An 18,148-nucleotide genomic window follows, 5' to 3' on the forward strand; every position below is an offset into this window, starting at 1 on the left:
GTCTATCACACCTATTCCGCCTATGCGCGCGGGGTCGACGGCATCTGGGCCATGTATCAATGGCTCGACCGCGCACCCAAGGGAAGAAACGAAAAAGACGACGTCTGGTGGCGCCGCCACGACGAATACAACAACTGAGCAAAGTTCGTGCCTGTGGCGGTAGTGCGGACACGGCCGATCCGAGAATTCATCAAAGGAGCTTAGAATGAGCGAGGCCTACACGGGCGGATGCGCTTGCGGCGCGATCCGTTATCAAATTTCCGCCGAACCGGTTGTCATGCTCGATTGCCAGTGCCGCCAATGCCAGCGTGAAAGCGGCACCGGCCACGCCTCCCATCTGACCTTCCCGCGTGCCGGGGTAAACGTTGAAGGCGAAGCGACGCTCTGGAACGCGACTGGCGATAACGGAACTGTAAAAACCCGCGCGTTCTGTCCCACCTGTGGATCGCCGGTCTATATGACATTTCCAGATATGCCGGACTATTTCGTCGTGCGTGCCGGGAGCCTCGACGATCCTGGCCGATACAAGCCACAGTTGGTTTCCTGGGCGGCCGCCGGGTACCCATGGGACCACCTCGACCCTGCCCTGCCGAAATTCGAAAAGATGCCGCCGACGTAACGGTTTGATTGTTGGCCAACAGCAACAGGCGTATAGTCGCTGTGGGCGGAGGGCGGATCAGTTCGCGGCCTCTGGCGTAAGCCGGACCGCGTGGGAGGTTTGCCATGACCACTTACGTAATGTTGATCAACTGGACCGAGCTCGGCGTGAAAAATATACGCGATTCGCCGGCAAGGCTCGATGCAGCCAGAAAGCTGCTCGGCGAGATGGGCGGTTCCTTCAAGGAATTCTACCTCACCATGGGCGAATACGACATGGTTGTGATCGGCGAGGCGTCCGATGATGCCGTCATGGCGCGGTTCGCACTTTCCCTCGGCATGAAAGGCAATGTGCGCACGAAAACCCTGAAGGCCTTCCCGGAAGCAGCCTATCGCGAGATCATCGCCTCACTCGGCTAGAGCAATTCCAGGAAAAGTGGGAACCGGTTTTCCGTCCGGGATTGCGAAGGATGCATGTAAACTATCTGGAGGCGATACGCGACGACCCGCCTGGCATGCGTGCGACCACGACAAGCTGCGTAACCTCGCCCCGCTTGAAGGCGGCGAGGAAACGGCGATAATCCTTGAAGGACACACAGCCGTTCGAATCCCCGCGCGGTCCGAGCATATAGGTATGCGCCAGAAGTCCGTCGCGACCGAAGATCTTGCCCGGTTCGACAGGGTTCAGCCTGATTGCCTGGACGCCGTGGAAAAGCTTCTCGCGCATCGTGAGATTATAGGTATGCGGCGGTGTGGCGCCGCGCATCCTCTTGTGAACATAGTGCGGATTGTCGAGCATCGGTCCCAGCCCGGAATGCGCTTCCAGGCGCTCGCCATTCGGCATGTAGACGGTTTTCGCCTCGATACTGTAGATGGCCGTGCGGTTGCGTGAAGCAAAAAGCGGCGCAGGCCTGTAGCTCGGTGCATTGTCCTGAATGGCATTGTCCTGCGGCGCATAGGCCAGCATTTGCGGAGCAGCACGCTTCAAGGCCTTCGTTGAAGGCAAGAGCACATCGTCTGCCGGCCGGCGCGGCCTTATCCCTGGCAACGGCACCGCAGCGATATCATCCTCTACTGCCGGTTCCTCCTCGGCGAGCACAAGGCTGAACGGCCCCTGCGGCGAGGTCCCGACCGGCGGCGGCGCGTCCTGCAAGGCAGCCACTGCAATTGCCGGCGCTGGCGCGGAGGGTGCAGCAACAGGTGGCTCTGCGTCAAACGCGGTGTATGTCTGGATCGAGGCGACTTGCGTCGTATCGATGCCGGAAGCGCGGGCGCCAAAGGCATCTTCTGCCAAGGGTCCGGCCCGCACCACATCAAAACGCGCACCGAAAGACTCGGCGGCCAAAGGATGATGCACGGCAACTACCACCTTGGGCTTAGGCTGCGCAATGACGCTGATCTCTCCGGTCGGCAAGATCACCGAACCTTCGTCCATGGTGCTGACCTGCCAGGCCGTGTGTTTCAGCTCCGGCACGCGCGGAAACTTCGAGGTTTTGGGTAAAGTGTCCAAGGGGCTGACGAGCGCGATGGAAGGCGCCGAAAACGCCCGCTCCTCCCGACTGAAGGCGCTGCCATCCGCGGCATGGGAGCCGAAAGCGCCTTGCATCGTTGCCACCGCGGCAAGCGCGCCGAGCGAAGCCGCGGCACTGACGCCCGCAAGCAAGCCAGCGGACAGCAACCGGCGGCCACGATAAAGGCCCTTCTCGCCAGAAGGCGCAAAGCCCTTGGCGGATCTGACTGCAAACCCCATGATACACGCAACCCACGCTTGGACACCAACGCGTCAGCCTGCGCAAAACCCTATTCCCGTGGCAAAACTGAGGCCACAAGACGTAAAACCTGGCTCGCGCCGTCATGCTGACTTTATGGACAATGAAGAATGTTGGTTACCAACCCGTTTATGCAGCGACAAATGTTTGAATGAATTTTGGCACGGGAGCAGCGGGAGCAGCCCACCACTCCCTCCTGGTGGGCCACCCCATTCAAGCCTCGACTTCGACGACGAGTTCAATCTCGATCGGCAGGCCAAGCGGCAGGCTTGCAACGCCGAGCACGACGCGGCCGGAGAGCTTTTCCTCTCCGAAGACCTGCAGCAGCAGTTCGGAAGCACCGTCCGCGACTTTCGGATGGTCTCTGAAATCACCCTCGGTGGCGATGTAAACGCCAAGTTTTGCGACTGCCTTCACCTTGTCGAGTGAGCCAAGATGTTCTCGCATGGCCGACAGTGCGCTCAGTGTAGCCACTTCCGCGGCCTTGCGGCCGTCTTCGGCGGTGAGTTCACCGCCAACGCGTCCGATGAACTGGGGCTTGCGGTCGATGACAGGCAACATCCCGCTGAAGAAGACGAGGTTGCCGATCGTCACGGCTTCCACGTAAGCGCCAAACGGGGTCGGCGGCGATGGAAGCGTGATGCCCAGTGCCTGCAGGCGCTGTTCTGCACCGGCTGATGGTGCTTTCACAAGGTCTACCATTTGCCCAGATGTGCGCCGCCATCGACGTGAAGCACCTCCCCTGTTATGTGCGGAGCTTCCGTCAGGAAGACGACCGCATCAACGATTTCCTTAACGGTCGAAATGCTCGCCATCGGTGACAAGGTCCGCAGGAAATCCTTCGGATTGTCCTTGTGCAAGGGTGTGTCGACCACACCGGGAGCGACCGTGTTGACCCGGATACCATCGCTTGCATATTCCATGGCGATGTTCTTGGAGATCGCGTCGATCCCGCCCTTGGTCATCATCGGGACCGAGGCGGAAAGGCCGGCGATCGGATGATCGATCAATGGCGTGGTGATACTGACGATGCTGCCGCCGGAGTTCTGCGCCAGCATCTGCTTGACGACCCGCTGGGTCAGATGGATGAAGCCTTCGAGATTGGTCGAGGACAGCTTCCTGAAGTCGTCCATCGTATAGTCGATGAACGGCTTGGTGTAGAAGATGCCGGCATTATTGACGAGGGCATCGATCGAGCCGAACCGGCTGATTGCGGTCTCTGCAACGCGCCTTGCTGTTTCGGGATCACCGATATCGCCATCGACGACAGCGATCTGATCTGAAGCCCGGAAAGCATCTGACGAGGTTACCTGGCGGGAAGTCGCGACGACATTGTAGCCGCGCTCGGCAAAGGCGTTGACGATGCCTGCTCCGATACCCTGGGAGGCGCCCGTGACGATAACAGTTTTAGGTGTTGGCATTTTAATCTCCATCGGTTGCTAGCGCAGCAATTGCGCTTGTTGCCGATGAATATGGCCGAGACCCTATTGCGCGATTAGATGGAAATATTTGGAATCTATTTTCCATATATGCAAAAATCTGTCTATGACGGATTTGAACGATATCGCGGTTTTCGTGAAGGTTGCGCAGTTCGAGAGCTTCAGCCGCGCGGCGCGCTCGCTCGGGATGCCGGTATCGACCGTCAGCCGCAAGGTCTCTGCGCTCGAAGACCAGCTCGGGGTCACCTTGATCCAGCGCACGACCCGCAAACTGACGCTCACGCTACAGGGCCGCGCCTACTACAGTCAGTGCAGCGAACCTCTCAGCCAGTTGTTCGATGCCGAGCAAGTTCTGACCCAAACGCAGAAACAAGCGGAGGGCCTGCTGAAAATCTCGGTGCCTGTGCTCATGGGGCAGGAACCATTTTATGAATTTCTCTCCGCCTTCCTGAAAAGACACCCGCGCATCGAGGTCGATCTATTCATCACAAACCTCTTCGTCGATCTGATCGCGGAGAATGTCGACGTCGGCATTCGCTTCGGAGAGTTGCGCGATTCAACAATCGTCACGCAAAGGATCGGCAAGAGCGTCCGCTATGTCGTCGCGGCACCGGACTATCTTGAAGGGCGGACCGCCCCGGAAAAACCAGAGGATTTGAAGGACCACCAGTGCATCCTGCTCAACGGGCGCAACAATGAGGCGGAATGGCATCTGGTCAACGGACGTAAATCCCTCAAGCAGCATTTGTCAGGACCGCTATCGAGCCGGGATTTTCAGTCGGTCGCCGCGTTCACCTATCGTGGCCACGGCATCGGCCTTTTGCCGTCGACCTATTGCGACGAACAGATCAAACGCGGCGAACTTATCCGCCTGCTGCCGGACTGGTCATCGCCGGAGATCTTCGTGCATGCGGTCTATCCGACCCGCCGGTATCTGCCGGCAAAACTGCTGGTCTTTCTCGATGAACTAAAGGCGTGGAAGAGMCCGCTGTGGATTCCATTGCGCTGACAGCCATGTAATCTGGCTAGTAGCATACATCGAACTACTTAGAGAGACCGGTCATAGCAAAGTAAAAATGAAGGCATCCGAGCTCAAAGCTTGCCGTTTTGAACTATCTCGGCTACTTTTGACAACTGCTGCAAGTTAGTCGGGGACGGCTGTCAGCCGGGTTTCACATGTCACATAATCTTATGGTCAATGGCAATGACTATGCCGTCGATGTGGATGACGACATTCCGCTTCTATGGGTTCTTCGCGACACCATAGGTCTTACAGGCACGAAATTCGGCTGTGGCATTGCCATGTGCGGTGCCTGCACCGTGCATGTGGATGGCATGCCGGTGCGGTCGTGCATCATGCCGGTTGCAGAGGCGGTGGGCAAGCCTATCACCACGATCGAGGCGATTGGCGATACAGCCGAAGGCGCGCGGATACAGAAGGCCTGGCTCGAAATCGATGTCGTCCAGTGCGGTTACTGTCAGTCCGGACAGATCATGTCCGCGACTGCCCTCCTTGCTGCCAATCCATCGCCGAGCGACGACGATATTGATGCGGTCATGGCGGGAAATATCTGTCGGTGCGGCACGTATCCGCGCATTCGGGCGGCTATCAAGCAAGCAGCGAAGGCGGGGTGATGCGATGTCCATTCACGACAAAGTCAACGTTTCCGTCTCGCGCCGTCACTTTCTGATCGGCGCATCGCTGACAGGAGCTGGCCTCGTTTTCGGGTTGCGTCCGTCGATTTCTTTTGCTGCCGCAGCCGGGTTTGAACCAAACCCCTTCATTCGCATTCCTGCCGATGGCAAAATTGTTCTCATCATGCCAGCCGCGGAGATGGGGCAAGGCATCTATACGTCGATAGCGATGCTGCTCGCCGAAGAACTGGAAGTCCCCCTCGACCAGGTCGTGCTGGAGCATGCACCCGCCGATCCTGCCCGTTACGCAAACCCGTTGCTGGGCGACCAGATCACCGGCGGTTCACTCTCCATTCGTGGTGTTTACGAGCAGATGCGCAAGGCCGGTGCCAGCGCCCGTATGGTGCTGATCAACACCGCAGCGCGTGGCTGGGACGTTGCGCCGGATACGTGCACAGCCGAGGCCGGGGAGGTCGTTCACGCCGCAAGCGGACGCACCGCGGCCTATGGCAGCCTTATTCGGGCGGCTGCAGCCGAGACCGTTCCACAGGACGTGCCACTGAAGCCGGCATCGAGCTTCAAGGTTATCGGCCAGGCCATCCGGCGCCTTGATAGCCCGCAGAAAGTGAACGGTACAGCAAAATTCGGCATCGACGCCCGTCCGGAAGGCGTGTCCTACGCCGCTATTGCGATCTGTCCGCATTTCGGCGGCAAGCTGCGCAGCGTCGATGACAAGCCGGCAATGACCGTCAAAGGCGTCAAGCAGGTGGTCCGCATCGAGGACGCTGTTGCGGTCGTGGCCGACAATACAGGTTCCGCCCGCAAGGGGCTTGCGGCACTTTCCGTCGAGTGGGACCCCGGACCCAGCGGCGATCTCACCTCGGCCGAACTCGAGAAGCGCGTCGAGGATGCGACGAACGATGGCAAGGCACTGCCTCATATAAATGAAGGCGATGTCGTCAAGGCTGAAGCCGAACACGGGCCCGTTCATGAATTCGTCTACCGCATGCCGATCCTCACGCATTCGGCAATGGAGCCAATGAACTGCACACTTCACGTTCGGGGCGACAGCTGCGACGTGTGGACCGGCACTCAGGTCGCAGGGCGCGCGCGGCAGGCCGTAGCCGACGTCACGGGCCTGCCTTTGGACAGGGTCCTTGTTCATAACCAGCTTCTCGGTGGCGGTTTTGGCCGACGGCTCGACGTCGACGGCGTCATTCTGGCGGCGAAGATCGCGAAACAGGTGGATGGCCCGGTGAAAGTCACCTGGAGCCGCGAGGAGGACATCCGCCACGACTGTTATCGCTATCTGAACTACAGCAAGGTCAGCGCGACGCTCGGCCCGGACGGCATGCCCGTCTCATGGCGTCACCGCGTGATCGGTCCAGCCGTCATGGCGCGCTGGCTGCCGGCCTTTACCAAGGACGGCATCGATCTTGACATCATGGGCGGTGCAGAATCGTCCTACGCGATCCCGAACAAATTTACCGAGTTCGTGCGCCATGAGGCTCCGGACGGAATGTTGACGGGGAACTGGCGCGGCGTCGGTGCCACGCGCAACATCTTTCCGATCGAAGGCAGCATCGACGAACTGGCTAGTGCAGCGAAGATCGATCCGCTCGAGTACCGCAAGCGCCTGCTCCAGCACAAGCCGCGCCTCCTCGCTGCTCTTGATTTGGCCGCCGAAAAGGCTGGCTGGTCAAATGCCCTGCCCCAAGGCAAAGGCCGGGGCATCGCCCTTTCGGAGGATTTCGGCAGCTTTGCCGCAATGATCTCTGAAGTCAGCGTCGGGGACGATGGAAAACCCAAGGTCGAGCGCATCGTCTGCGCAGTCGACTGTGGCCAGGTCGTCAATCCGGACACGGTGGACGCCCAGATATTGAGCGGCATCGTCTATGGCCTCAGTGCTGCACTCTACGGACGCCTGACCGTCCAGAACGGAGCCGTTGTCGAGAGCAACTTCGACGACTCCCCCGTGTTGCGCATACGCGAGACGCCGAATATCGAGGTATACATCGTTCCAAGTTCGGAGGCGCCAGGCGGCATAGGCGAGGTCGGAACGCCGGGCGTTGCCCCGTCGCTGTTCAACGCGATCTTTGCGGCGACCGGCAAGCGGCTGCGGTCGCTGCCGATCGACCAGTACGAATTCCAGAGGGTGTGATCATGGCCATGCGTTTTGCCGCCATTGCGATTGCATCCGTTCTCGCGACAGCCGGAACATATGTCGTCCTGGGCCCCCTGCAGGGCAACGCCCAGACATCTGGTAGCGGCCCGCTCAAGGCCGTCTCCGATTTCGATGCGATAGCTGACACCAGCGCACGCTCGAAGGCCATCTTCGAAGAGGCAAGCCGCGTCCTGACGCATCCGCGCTGCATCAACTGTCATCCGGCGACCCGCAGCCCGACGCAGGGCGAAGACAAGCATCCGCACGTACCGTTGATGATCGCCAGCAATAGCTCGATGGGCCCGCTGGGTCTTGCATGCAGCGCCTGCCACGGCGCGGAGAATCGTTCGATCGTCGGAAGCCGCATGAAATCCATCCCGGGCAACGCACACTGGCAATTGGCTCCGGCGAGCATGGCCTGGCAAGGGCTTACGGTCAGCGAAATCTGCCAGCAGGTGAAGGACACGAGCCGGAACGGCAATCGCTCGCACGAGGATCTCATAAAACATATGGGCGAGGATCACCTGGTCGGCTGGGCCTGGCACCCGGGCGATGGACGCACCGCCCCTCCCGGATCGCAGGAGACATTTGCAGCGCTGATCGCCGCCTGGGTGAAGACCGGAGCCGACTGTCCCGATTGATCAACCGGGCCCGGCCAGACCCAACAAAACTGTGATTTTGCCGAAATGCAATTAGCGGTTACGCTGCCAGCGCATCACAGAAAAGCTCAGGAGTTAGACGATGAAGACAATCCTCGTACTTGCCGCTGCTTTCGGTCTTACCGTATCGGCCGCCTCGGCCGATTGCCCCGGACACACGGCCTCCGTCGACAAGACGACAACGGCAAGTGTCTCGAAAGACCAGACACCCATTCCGGCTGAGAACCAATCAGTCAAACAGGAAAAGCCCCAACAGGAAGCCGAATAGCTCGAGCTTTCGGGCGTGCCCACCAGTGTCGTCACAGTCGGGTATTGCCTCATCCCTCTCCGTCATCCTCGGGCTTGACCCGAGGACCCACGGCTGAACTGCGAGGGCATAGCCATTTCGGCAGTTATGCTCGGTTGCCCCGAAACCACTGTGCTTCCTTTGCCACGGGTCCTCGGGTCAAGCCCGAGGATGACGGAAAGGTGGGTAGATTTCAGGGCGTAAACCCACCCCCCTCATGGCGAGCTTCCTGAGCTTTCTGAGCTTGTCGAAGGGCGAACCACGCACGGCTATTTCACGGCCCTGAGTTCCGAAGCGCTCTTCAAGACCCTCCCGCCGTCATCTTGCTCGATCATATAGGCGGGTTCTTCCTTCGAAGCCTTGCGCGTCACCTCGACACCCTTGATCCTCCGCGTCACGGATTTCGTGAATTCCTCGACGACTTTGCCAGAGCCAACGCCTTTGGCCCAATTCCATACAACATGCGCGCCTTTGTGAAAATGTGTCATGGGTGGGCAGTGGCTCCAAGTTGAGGCGGCCTCAGGAAGCCATCCCCCTTGTGGTGAGAGCCCGTTGAACCACGCACGGCTAGATCGCGACCTAAGCTCCGAAGCGCTTTTTCAAAATCCATTGCTGGGCTCACTTTACCGCGCGTCCCTTGGTTTACATTTTGCAAGGAATTTCTTTGACGTCTTTTTCTTCGAGTTCAGCTTCCCAGATGCAGTCATGTTTCGTGGGTCGTGTAACTCTTACGGAGACATGGCCAGGACGCGGCTTATATTCGTTCTTCTCTGAGTCGGGCATTTTCTGACCGTTGATAAACACTACGTAGTCGCGCGGGGGAATCGGCTCCACTTTTATCTTAATCAATGGAGCGATTTCGAGCGGAAATGAGACAAACCTGAAGTCCGCTAACCGATTTGCCATCGCCAATTGTGCTGGATTTTCTATATTGAGATCGACTTTCATGCCGCCGCCGGTAATGGCAACGAGCGTTCTATCCGATATTGCAACCTGACCAGTGCCGTTCATTGCCATGGAAAATTTATCCACCAAGACTGGATCGAAACCAGCCGTTTTTGCTTCGCCCTGAAATTTATTCGCGATGCGCTCAAGCACCCATGTCTTGCCAGTATCAGTCACGACGATGCCCGTCTGTTTGGACCACGCATCAATCGACACGTTATAATCAAGGTCAGCGGCGAGGACCATGCCGCATTGTATCGGTTGCAATAATAATAAAGCGACCACCGCCTTGATCATCGTCGTCTCCCCCGGATTTCTTTTCTCTCAGCCGCTCAATGCTTAGAAGTAGAACGAGGATGACCAAAATACCCACTCCCGCCAACATAAAATAGAGGTGGCTGATATACCACTGCTGGACCTCAGGCGAAGMAATCGATGACCAGCAATTGTTCACCAAAAGGTTCGCGACCTTCAGCTTCCACATGATTCCGTACATCACCGCTTGCGCAAATCCGAACATTGACAGGAACACCAAGGTGAGTCGCCAAAGCGTTAGTTGGATATTGCCTTGAATCCCGAGCAATAAAGCGGCGCCCAAGCTCACAAGCGCAGTTGCCATCGTCATATCGAATTCAACGACACCATTTAGATAAAGGATTGTCTGCTCGTACGGCGCGCTTACAGCGTCTGATGGAATGCAAACGGACGCTTCAATAGTTAGGACTACTAACAAGCTCCAGGCAGAACCAGCAAGCGCTCCGCATATAACTGCCCACCAAACAACACCTAATTTATTCATGCCCCCCCGGCAGCATTCAAAAAAGACGCTTATAACTTCGCCACTGAGAATTCTACCATGCTATAGTCAAGCAAGCGACTAGACTTTGCTATTGGCTACGAGAACCAATCCACCTGCTACAATAGTTGGCTAAAGTGCCTTCCTTAATTTCTTTCACATAACCCTCAAAATTACTCATCCCTTCGTCGTCTTGCCAATTCCTCCCCTGATCCTTACATAAATCATTGGAGGACGGCCTCCACGCTTCCCAAGCGTTTCCAGACAATCCGGGACGGCCCGATCGAACATTAAAGGATGGTCGTCATGGCCTGGATTATTCTCATTCTCGCCGGTCTATTCGAAATCGGCTGGGCCATCGGGCTCAAATATTCCGATGGTTTTACCAAACTCACTCCGTCTGTTCTCACCGCCGGCAGCATGGTCATCAGCGTCGTTCTGCTCGGCCTTGCCCTGCGCGATCTGCCGGTCGGCAGCGCCTATGCGGTGTGGACCGGCATCGGCACGGTCGGCACGGCGCTGCTCGGCATGTATATCTTCGGCGAACCGGCAACGGTTGTGCGTCTCGTCTGCATCGGGCTGATCGTTGCGGGTATCGGCGGGCTGAAATTTCTTGCGTGAGGCAAACGCCAGACGTGCAATCGGGGGGCGTCTTGTTCTAAAGTAGCAGCATGACCGAACAGCAGATCACGCCCCTCACCTTTTCCGAAATCGAGCGCTATGCCCGCCATATCATCCTTGGCGAGGTGGGCGGGCCCGGCCAGCAGAAGCTGAAGCGCGCCCGCGTGCTTGTCGTCGGCGCCGGCGGGCTCGGCGCGCCGGTGCTGCAATATCTGGCGGCGTCGGGTGTCGGCACGCTCGGCATTGTCGATGACGACCGCGTGTCGCTGTCGAATCTGCAGCGGCAGATCATCCATTCCACCGAGCTCGTCGGCTCGCCCAAGGTGGAGAGCGCCGCGCGCGCCATTGCCGCGATCAACCCGCATGTGACGGTCGAGGCGCATGAGCTGCGCATCGCGCCGGACAATGTCGCGGATCTCGTCAGCCGCTATCACATCGTCGTCGATGGCTCGGATAATTTCGATACGCGCTATATGCTGGCGGATACTTGCCTTGAGCAGAAGCGCCCGCTGGTTTCGGCGGCGCTCGGGCGGTTCGACGGCTCGGTGACGACGCTGCTCCCCTACGCGGCAAATGCGGCGGGCGAGCCGAACCCATCCTACCGCGACCTCTTCCCCAATCCGCCGCCGCCCGGGCTTCTCCCCGCCTGCGCCGAGGCAGGCGTGCTCGGCGTCCTGCCCGGCGTCATCGGCACCCTGCAGGCGACCGAGGTGATCAAGCTCATCACCGGCATCGGCGAACCGCTCATCGGCCGGCTGCTGCTTTACGATGCGCTGACCTCGCGCTTCGAAACGATCAAGTATAAAGCGCGCAAGGCCTGAGCGATGGCGCTCGCGCTTTCCGCCGAACAGCAGGCGATTGCCAATGGCGCGCGCGGGGAAGGTGCCGCGATGGCGATGCGCATCGTCGCTGCTACGGCGCGGCTGATGGGTGCGCCATCCCTCATCCCGATCGCCTCGGCGCATATCGACGGCGCGCTCTATCACGGCGATAGCGGGACGCTGTTTGCGGAAAAGCTAGCCCTCGGCGGCGCCAGGGTTGCGGTGCGCGCGACGCTGAATGTCGGCTCGCTCGATCTTACCGGCTGCTCGAAGAACCGCCTGCCACCCTATGAACGCGGCATGGCGCGGCGCATGATGGATGCCTATCGCGCGCTCGGCTGCGAGCCAAGCTGGACCTGCGCGCCCTATCAGGCCGGGCATCGTCCCGCGCTCGGCAGCGACGTCGCCTGGGGCGAGAGCAATGCCGTGGTGTTCTGCAATTCGGTGCTTGGCGCGCGCACCAACCGCTATGGCGATTTCCTCGATATCGCCTGCGCCATATCCGGCTTTGCGCCCTATTACGGCCTGCACCGGCCGGAAAACCGCCGCGCCACGGTGGTTTTCGATGCGTCCGCTCTCGATCCGGCTTTCCTCGGCTCGGAGGTCGCCTGGCCGATCCTTGGCAGTCTTTACGGCCGCGAGATCGGCGATGCCGTCGGCGTCGTTGCGGGCGTCACTGTCCACCCCGGCGAGGATGCACTGAAGGCATTCGGGGCGGCTTCCGCTTCGGCAGGCGCCGTCGGCCTGTTCCATGTCGCGGGCGTCACCCCGGAAGCGCCGGACCTTGCAACGGCCCTGCATCACCGGCCGCCGCAAGCTGTGATCAAGGTGACGGCGGAGATGATCGCGGATTCGCGCCGCCGCCTCTCCACCGCGCTCAACATGGATCGCATCGACGCCGTCGCCATCGGCAGCCCGCATCTGTCAATCGCCGAGTTCGACAGGCTGGAAGCGTTGATCGGCAAACGTAAGCTCAAGGTTACGCTCTACGCCTGCACCGGCCGTCATACGCTTGCATCGCTGGAGAAAAATGGCCGCCGCGAGGCGCTGGAAGCCGCAGGCGTCGTCATCGTCGCCGACACCTGTGTCGTGGTCACGCCGATCTTGCCGGATATCGCAGGCGCGGTGCTGATGACCAATTCTGGCAAGTTCGCGCACTATGCGCCGGGCAATACCGGCTATGGCGTCATCTATGGCTCGATGGCCGAATGCGTGGAAAGCGCCGTTCTCGGCCGCCCGGTATTTGAGGCTGCAGCATGAAGGCCGAAGTCCTTGTCGCGGGTCAACCTGCCGAAGCGCCTGCCCTTGTGCTCACAGCGCCGATCAGTTTCTGGGGCGGTGTCAATCCGAAGACCGGTCTGATTGCGGATGTGCGCCATCCGCAGCATGGCGTTTCGATCAGCGGCAAGGTGCTGTGCCTGCCCGGCACCATCGGCTCGTCCTCGGCTGCCGCCGTGCTGCTGGAGCTGGTCAGCGCAGGTCTCGCACCGGCCGCGCTCATCCTGCATGAACCCGACGCCATCTTATTGCTCGGCCTCATCGTTGCGCAGGAGATGGGCCATTTAACTCCGATGGCGCTGAGATTGGATCGCGGAGAATTTGGAAAGTTCGTGGATACAAAGCTGGCAATTGGCAGTGAGGGTTCAATTACACCGAGCTAGGTGCTGCGAGACCATTTGAGAATTCAGCCTGACGAGTCCAGCTGGTGTGGTTTTTCGAGAACCGGAGCGCAGCGGACTTATTCGTCCGTGAGCACCGGAAGCGCAGAAAACCGCATCAGATGGCCGTCAGGGTGGATTGTCACCGGTCTCGGGGCAGGACCCGGTCGGGCGGGCGATGCCCATCGATGAAGGCGCGGATGTTGATGATCACCTTCTCGCCCATATCGATACGGCCTTCGAGTGTTGCCGAACCCATATGCGGCAGGATCACGACCTTGCCTTGCCGGGCAAGCTTGCGCAGCTTGGAGTTGACCGCAGGCTCGTGCTCGAACACGTCCAGCGCCGCGCCCGAAAGTTTGCCGTGTTCCAGCTGCTCAATCAGCGCATGCTCATCGATGATCTGACCGCGCGCGGTGTTGACGACAAACGCCGTCGGCTGCATCAGCGCAATACGCCGGGCGGAGAGGAGATGGAAGGTCGCGGGTGTCGAAGGACAATTGACCGAAATGATGTCCATGCGCGCAAGCATCTGGTCGAGGCTCTCCCAATAGGTCGCCTCAAGTTCGTCTTCGGTCTTGGGGCTCACGGGTTTGCGGTTATGATAGTGAATCGATAGACCAAACGCCTTGGCGCGGCGGGCTACAGCGGTGCCGATCCGGCCCATGCCGACAATGCCGAGGCGCTTGCCCCAGATGCGGCGGCCCAGCATCCACGTCGGCCCCCAACCTTCCCATTTACCATCGTCGAGCAGGATCGATGCCCCCTCGACCAGACGCCGCGGAACCGCCAGCATCAAGGCCATGGTCATGTCCGCCGTGTCTTCGGTCAGTACATTGGGTGTGTTTGTAACGGTAATGCCGTGTTTGGCGGCGGCCACGACGTCGATATTGTCGGTGCCATTGCCAAAATTGGCGATGAGCTTGAGATTGGGACCGGCGGCGCTGATAATCTCTTCGGTGATATGGTCGGTAATGGTCGGCACAAGGACATTCGCGTGGCTGACTGCCTCGATCAGTTCCGTCCTCGTCATCCGTCTATCATCGACGTTAAGCCGCGCCTCAAAGAGTTCGCGCATGCGCGTCTCGACGGAATCCGGCAGTTTGCGGGTGATGACGACCAGAGGCTTTTTGCTCACCAATATTCCCCTCCCAATTCGCGACGCATTGAGACCTCTTTAACCAAGTCATTGCAAACTGCAATTGCTCGTGGCGTTCTGCACCTGTCTATCAAGGCGGCGTACAGAAGACAAAGAAAAATAGGGATCGTTCTCCATTCGGCCGCAATTTGGCGGTTGCAAACCCGGGACGATAAAGGACTGACTTGTTGAATATTCGAAATTTTCGCCTTTTTGCTTTTGCGGCTGCGATCGTTCTGGCAAGTCCGCTCGGCATGCCGGGACTGGCACGGGCTGCGGCTGCGGCACAGATAGGCCCGAGCGGCCTGCCGCTGCCGCGTTTCGTCAGCCTGAAGCCGGGGCGCGTCAATTTGCGCGTAGGGCCTGGGCGCGATTATGCCGTGACCTGGCTCTTTCTCAAATCCGGCCTCCCGGTCGAGATCGTGCAGGAATATGATAACTGGCGGCGCATCCGCGATTCGGAGGGCACAGAGGGCTGGGTCTATCAGTCGCTGCTGTCTGGCAAGCGCACGGCAATGACCGCGCCTTGGCAGCGCGACAAGGATGGCGTGATGCTGAACGTCTATCGCAGTGCCGACGATAAGGCGAGTGTTGTCGCCAAAGTGCAGCCCGGCGTTCTCGGGAGCCTCAAGACCTGCAATGGCAATTTTTGCCGTGTCGTATTCAGCGGCGCCAGCGGCTGGATGCGTCAGTCGGACATCTGGGGCGCCTATCCGGACGAGAAGTTCGACGACTAGACCTCGGAAAGCGGCGGCACAACGTCGCCATTGGCTCATTTCGCCTCACAGTTCCCCTTTGCGGACCGAGGGTCAAATTTCGGCCCGACTCTTTCGCTAGCAGCCTTTTAACCCGTCGTCATGCAATCACCACAACCGATTGCTAGTGATGCGGCGGCGCATAAGCGAGCAGACGATTCGAGCACTGGGCCCACCCCTGAAGGAGAACGTAATGGCTAGAATGCATGCTATTGTCGGGCGTGCCCGCCGTGTGATTGACGAATCCCTTTTAAGCAACACGGCGCGATCGGTCAGGCGGGACCGACTTACATACCTGTCACCACGGAAGCTGAGGCGCCTTGAAGCCGCATTGAGTGAGATCCAGAAGCGGCGGGTGCCCGGCGATGTGGCGGAGTTCGGCGTTGCCCTCGGCGGAAGCGCGATCGTCCTCGCCACGACGGCGACGAGCCAGGGGCGGAGCTTCCATGGCTTCGACGTTTTCGGCATGATCCCTCCTCCCACCTCGGAAAAGGACGACGTGAAATCGAAGGACCGCTACGAGAAGATCGCGAGCGGAAAGTCCTCGGGGCTCGGCGGCGACGAATATTACGGATATCGCGACAATCTCTATGACGATGTCTGCCGGTCTTTTGCCAAATATGGCCTCGATGTCGACAGCTCCAACGTTGATTTGCACAAGGGGCTGTTCGAAAACACAATGCCGAACGCCAAAATGGAACGAATGGCCTTCGCCCATATCGATTGCGACTGGTACGATCCGGTCATGTATTGCCTGAACAAGGTAGCGGACCGGTTGAGCCAGAACGGCGTCATTTTAATCGATGACTACCACGACTACGGTGGATGCCGGACCGCAACGGATGAATTCCTGCGCCAGCGTGGGGATTTCACTTTTGATGACGGAGAAAACGTCATCCTTCGCCGGACGGGCACAATCGCCTGACCATCCAATTCAGCCGGACAGAATATTGCGTCGCAGCAAAAATTGTTGCAACGCGTCAAAATTTACCTATGCTGCCCGGTAGAAGATTTCCCGAAATTGGGAGTTTCGACAAGCCCATGAGCGCCGTCACCGCATCAAAAACATTCCGCCCGGACATTGAAGGGCTGCGTGCCCTGGCAGTGTCCGGAGTGATCGCCTTCCACTTCGGCTATTCTGGACTGCCTGGAGGTTTTGTCGGCGTCGATATCTTTTTCGTCATATCCGGCTATCTCATTACCCAGCATCTTCAGCAGGAAATCGCGAAGCACGGCACGGTCAATCTTTGGACGTTCTATGCGCGGCGGGCACGCCGTCTGCTTCCAGCCTCGCTTTTCGTCATTCTTGTTACCCTCGTGGCTGGGTATTTTATCCTCGCGCCGTCCGAGCAGCAGCTTTATTCCAAGGGAGCACTGTTCGCCTCGACGTATATAATCAACCTTTGGCTCATCCGTTGGTCTCTAGACTATTTCGCCGTTGACGCCACGAATAACCCGTTCATTCATTTCTGGTCGCTATCGGTCGAGGAACAGTTCTATCTCGCCTGGCCCGCACTCCTTCTGCTGTTCACCCGGATACGTCCGGGTAAACATGGTGTCTTTCTGCTGATGGCAGCCGTAGCCGCCATTTCGTTTGCGCTTTGTGCATGGCTGACGGTCGTTTCACAGCCTTGGGCGTTCTATTTTTCACCTCTCCGGGCTTGGGAATTTGCGATCGGAGGCCTTGCCTCCATGGCGTTGTTGAACCATTGGGCCAAGCGATTTCCCTATTCGCCAGCGATGGGCTGGATTGGTCTTGCATTGATCGTCGTAGCCTATTTGCGCGTGTCCGAGCAGAATGCCTTTCCTGGCTTTATTGCACTGGTCCCTGCCCTGGGAACTGTAATGGTGCTGCTTGGCGGCGTGCATCAAAGCGCCTACGGCCCAAAGGCCCTTCTCGCGGTGAAGCCCGCTCAGTGGGTGGGAAAGCTGTCGTATTCGCTTTACCTCTGGCATTGGCCGGTCATTGTTTATGCGGCGATGCTGGTACCTGATCTGACCAGCGTACAACGTATCCTGCTCATGCTGCTAACCCTTGCATTGTCGATTTTCAGCTATCGTTTCGTTGAAAATCCGATACGCAGGAACGCTTGGCTCATGGCCAGCACGCGCCGTTCCCTCGCCTTCGCCGCGCTGCTGACGATGACGGGCGTGGCGGTTGGCTACGCAAGTTCAACGCTCGCAAAGCACAATATTACCTCGCAGCAACGTATGATTGCCGAGACAGCGGAACGCCCGTCCACGGTGCGCGCAACAGATGAAAGTTGCGTGCTGGATCTCGAGACGGTCAAGCCGAAGCCTTGCATATTCGGGTCGCAATCTTCCAGTCAAACGATCGTGCTTTTCGGTGACTCACATGCCGATCATTGGTCGACGCCTCTTATCGATATCGCCAAGAAAGACGATATCCGCCTCGTTACGTACCTCAAATCATCGTGCCGGGCGACGCGGGTCACCACATGGTCCATCAAACTCAAACGTGATTACACCGAGTGCGATGAGTGGAGAGATTTGGCGATCAAGGAAATGATCGCAATGAGGCCCCAACTCGTCATCATCTCGCAGCTTTCGATAAGTCATCTCAATGAGGAAATCAGTGACTCGTCCGAACTGTCGCCGCGCAGGCGACAATGGGCTGACGGGATAAAGTCAACGATACAGCCGCTTGTCGACGCAGGCATCAAGGTCGTTTTCCTGCGCGATGTCCCAACGCACAAAGCGTATTTGGACAAATGTGTGGCGCGCGCGCTCTGGCAAGGCAGAGACCCTTCGATTTGCGATACGCCACGCGCTGCGGCTCTCAATGAGGGTGATGCAAAAATTGAAAAAGGTATCGTGAGCAGCATCCAGAATGCATCATATGTC

General features: G+C 58.8%; 22 protein-coding genes. 15 read left to right on the plus strand and 7 right to left on the minus strand.

Going from position 1 to position 18,148, the window contains the following annotated elements; genetic code table 11:
* From ACXJ5O_RS05255 to ACXJ5O_RS05265, 3 genes are all read left to right on the plus strand, one after another.
* Positions 1–138: DUF899 family protein (locus ACXJ5O_RS05255; protein WP_457298993.1), on the plus strand; the 138-nt coding region annotated here is incomplete at its 5' end.
* A 67-nt stretch (positions 139–205) separates the two neighbouring features.
* Positions 206–619, plus strand: coding sequence for a GFA family protein (locus tag ACXJ5O_RS05260; RefSeq protein WP_457298976.1), 414 nt, complete (start codon positions 206–208; stop codon positions 617–619).
* Positions 620–723: 104 nt separating this feature from the next.
* Positions 724–1,017: a GYD domain-containing protein gene (locus tag ACXJ5O_RS05265; RefSeq protein WP_457298977.1), complete on the plus strand. Its 294-nt coding sequence runs from the start codon at positions 724–726 to the stop codon at positions 1,015–1,017.
* A gap of 61 nt (positions 1,018–1,078) precedes the next feature.
* Here ACXJ5O_RS05265 and ACXJ5O_RS05270 read toward each other — a convergent pair whose 3' ends face one another.
* From ACXJ5O_RS05270 to ACXJ5O_RS05280, 3 genes are all read right to left on the minus strand, one after another.
* Entirely contained in the window at positions 1,079–2,347 is a 1,269-nt protein-coding gene (locus ACXJ5O_RS05270) for a DUF2778 domain-containing protein (protein WP_457298978.1), read from the minus strand.
* Between the two features lie 232 nt (positions 2,348–2,579).
* Positions 2,580–3,068 (minus strand): RidA family protein, encoded by a 489-nt coding sequence (locus tag ACXJ5O_RS05275; protein WP_457298979.1) that lies wholly within the window; start codon positions 3,066–3,068, stop codon positions 2,580–2,582.
* Positions 3,062–3,787 (minus strand): SDR family NAD(P)-dependent oxidoreductase, encoded by a 726-nt coding sequence (locus tag ACXJ5O_RS05280; RefSeq protein ID WP_457298980.1) that lies wholly within the window; start codon positions 3,785–3,787, stop codon positions 3,062–3,064. Before ACXJ5O_RS05280 ends, ACXJ5O_RS05275 begins: the two co-directional genes overlap by 7 nt.
* Positions 3,788–3,911: 124 nt before the next feature.
* Here ACXJ5O_RS05280 and ACXJ5O_RS05285 point away from each other — a divergent pair, with 124 nt between their 5' ends.
* From ACXJ5O_RS05285 to ACXJ5O_RS05305, 5 genes are all read left to right on the plus strand, one after another.
* Entirely contained in the window at positions 3,912–4,814 is a 903-nt protein-coding gene (locus tag ACXJ5O_RS05285) for a LysR substrate-binding domain-containing protein (protein WP_457298981.1), read from the plus strand.
* A 167-nt stretch (positions 4,815–4,981) separates the two neighbouring features.
* Positions 4,982–5,440: a (2Fe-2S)-binding protein gene (locus tag ACXJ5O_RS05290; RefSeq protein WP_457298982.1), complete on the plus strand. Its 459-nt coding sequence runs from the start codon at positions 4,982–4,984 to the stop codon at positions 5,438–5,440.
* Positions 5,441–5,444: 4 nt separating this feature from the next.
* Positions 5,445–7,601, plus strand: coding sequence for a molybdopterin cofactor-binding domain-containing protein (locus ACXJ5O_RS05295; protein WP_457298983.1), 2,157 nt, complete (start codon positions 5,445–5,447; stop codon positions 7,599–7,601).
* Between the two features lie 2 nt (positions 7,602–7,603).
* Positions 7,604–8,245 (plus strand): Isoquinoline 1-oxidoreductase subunit, encoded by a 642-nt coding sequence (locus ACXJ5O_RS05300; protein ID WP_457298984.1) that lies wholly within the window; start codon positions 7,604–7,606, stop codon positions 8,243–8,245.
* Between the two features lie 100 nt (positions 8,246–8,345).
* A complete protein-coding gene (locus ACXJ5O_RS05305; RefSeq protein WP_310071273.1) occupies positions 8,346–8,531 on the plus strand; it encodes a DUF680 domain-containing protein in 186 nt (61 codons plus the stop codon).
* A gap of 287 nt (positions 8,532–8,818) precedes the next feature.
* On the opposite strand, the gene ACXJ5O_RS05310 is transcribed toward ACXJ5O_RS05305, so the two are convergent.
* The 3 genes from ACXJ5O_RS05310 to ACXJ5O_RS05320 form a co-directional block, all read right to left on the minus strand.
* Positions 8,819–9,037 (minus strand): DUF2945 domain-containing protein, encoded by a 219-nt coding sequence (locus ACXJ5O_RS05310; RefSeq protein ID WP_457298985.1) that lies wholly within the window; start codon positions 9,035–9,037, stop codon positions 8,819–8,821.
* Positions 9,038–9,191: 154 nt separating this feature from the next.
* Positions 9,192–9,791, minus strand: coding sequence for a hypothetical protein (locus tag ACXJ5O_RS05315; RefSeq protein WP_457298986.1), 600 nt, complete (start codon positions 9,789–9,791; stop codon positions 9,192–9,194).
* Complete coding sequence (locus ACXJ5O_RS05320) at positions 9,724–10,293, minus strand: hypothetical protein (protein WP_457298987.1); 570 nt, start codon at positions 10,291–10,293, stop codon at positions 9,724–9,726. Before ACXJ5O_RS05320 ends, ACXJ5O_RS05315 begins: the two co-directional genes overlap by 68 nt.
* Before the next feature lie 303 nt (positions 10,294–10,596).
* On the opposite strand from ACXJ5O_RS05320, the gene sugE reads away from it, so the two are divergent.
* From sugE to ACXJ5O_RS05340, 4 genes are read left to right on the plus strand one after another with little or no spacing between them, the layout of a single operon-like run.
* Positions 10,597–10,911, plus strand: coding sequence for a quaternary ammonium compound efflux SMR transporter SugE (gene sugE / locus ACXJ5O_RS05325; RefSeq protein WP_112526822.1), 315 nt, complete (start codon positions 10,597–10,599; stop codon positions 10,909–10,911).
* A gap of 50 nt (positions 10,912–10,961) precedes the next feature.
* A complete protein-coding gene (locus ACXJ5O_RS05330; protein WP_457298988.1) occupies positions 10,962–11,732 on the plus strand; it encodes a molybdopterin-synthase adenylyltransferase MoeB in 771 nt (256 codons plus the stop codon).
* 3 nt (positions 11,733–11,735) lie between these two features.
* Entirely contained in the window at positions 11,736–12,992 is a 1,257-nt protein-coding gene (locus ACXJ5O_RS05335) for an aconitase X (RefSeq protein WP_457298989.1), read from the plus strand.
* Complete coding sequence (locus ACXJ5O_RS05340) at positions 12,989–13,393, plus strand: aconitase X swivel domain-containing protein (protein WP_457298990.1); 405 nt, start codon at positions 12,989–12,991, stop codon at positions 13,391–13,393. The genes ACXJ5O_RS05335 and ACXJ5O_RS05340 overlap by 4 nt, the downstream gene beginning before the upstream one ends.
* 139 nt (positions 13,394–13,532) lie before the next feature.
* On the opposite strand, the gene ACXJ5O_RS05345 is transcribed toward ACXJ5O_RS05340, so the two are convergent.
* A complete protein-coding gene (locus tag ACXJ5O_RS05345; RefSeq protein ID WP_457298994.1) occupies positions 13,533–14,534 on the minus strand; it encodes a 2-hydroxyacid dehydrogenase in 1,002 nt (333 codons plus the stop codon).
* A gap of 248 nt (positions 14,535–14,782) precedes the next feature.
* Here ACXJ5O_RS05345 and ACXJ5O_RS05350 point away from each other — a divergent pair, with 248 nt between their 5' ends.
* The 3 genes from ACXJ5O_RS05350 to ACXJ5O_RS05360 form a co-directional block, all read left to right on the plus strand.
* Complete coding sequence (locus tag ACXJ5O_RS05350; protein WP_457298995.1) at positions 14,783–15,265, plus strand: SH3 domain-containing protein; 483 nt, start codon at positions 14,783–14,785, stop codon at positions 15,263–15,265.
* Between the two features lie 211 nt (positions 15,266–15,476).
* Entirely contained in the window at positions 15,477–16,208 is a 732-nt protein-coding gene (locus tag ACXJ5O_RS05355) for a TylF/MycF/NovP-related O-methyltransferase (protein WP_457298991.1), read from the plus strand.
* Between the two features lie 116 nt (positions 16,209–16,324).
* The coding region (locus ACXJ5O_RS05360) for an acyltransferase family protein (protein WP_457298992.1) at positions 16,325–18,148 on the plus strand (1,824 nt) is incomplete at its 3' end.

The organism is Phyllobacterium sp. P5_D12 (assembly GCF_054049495.1).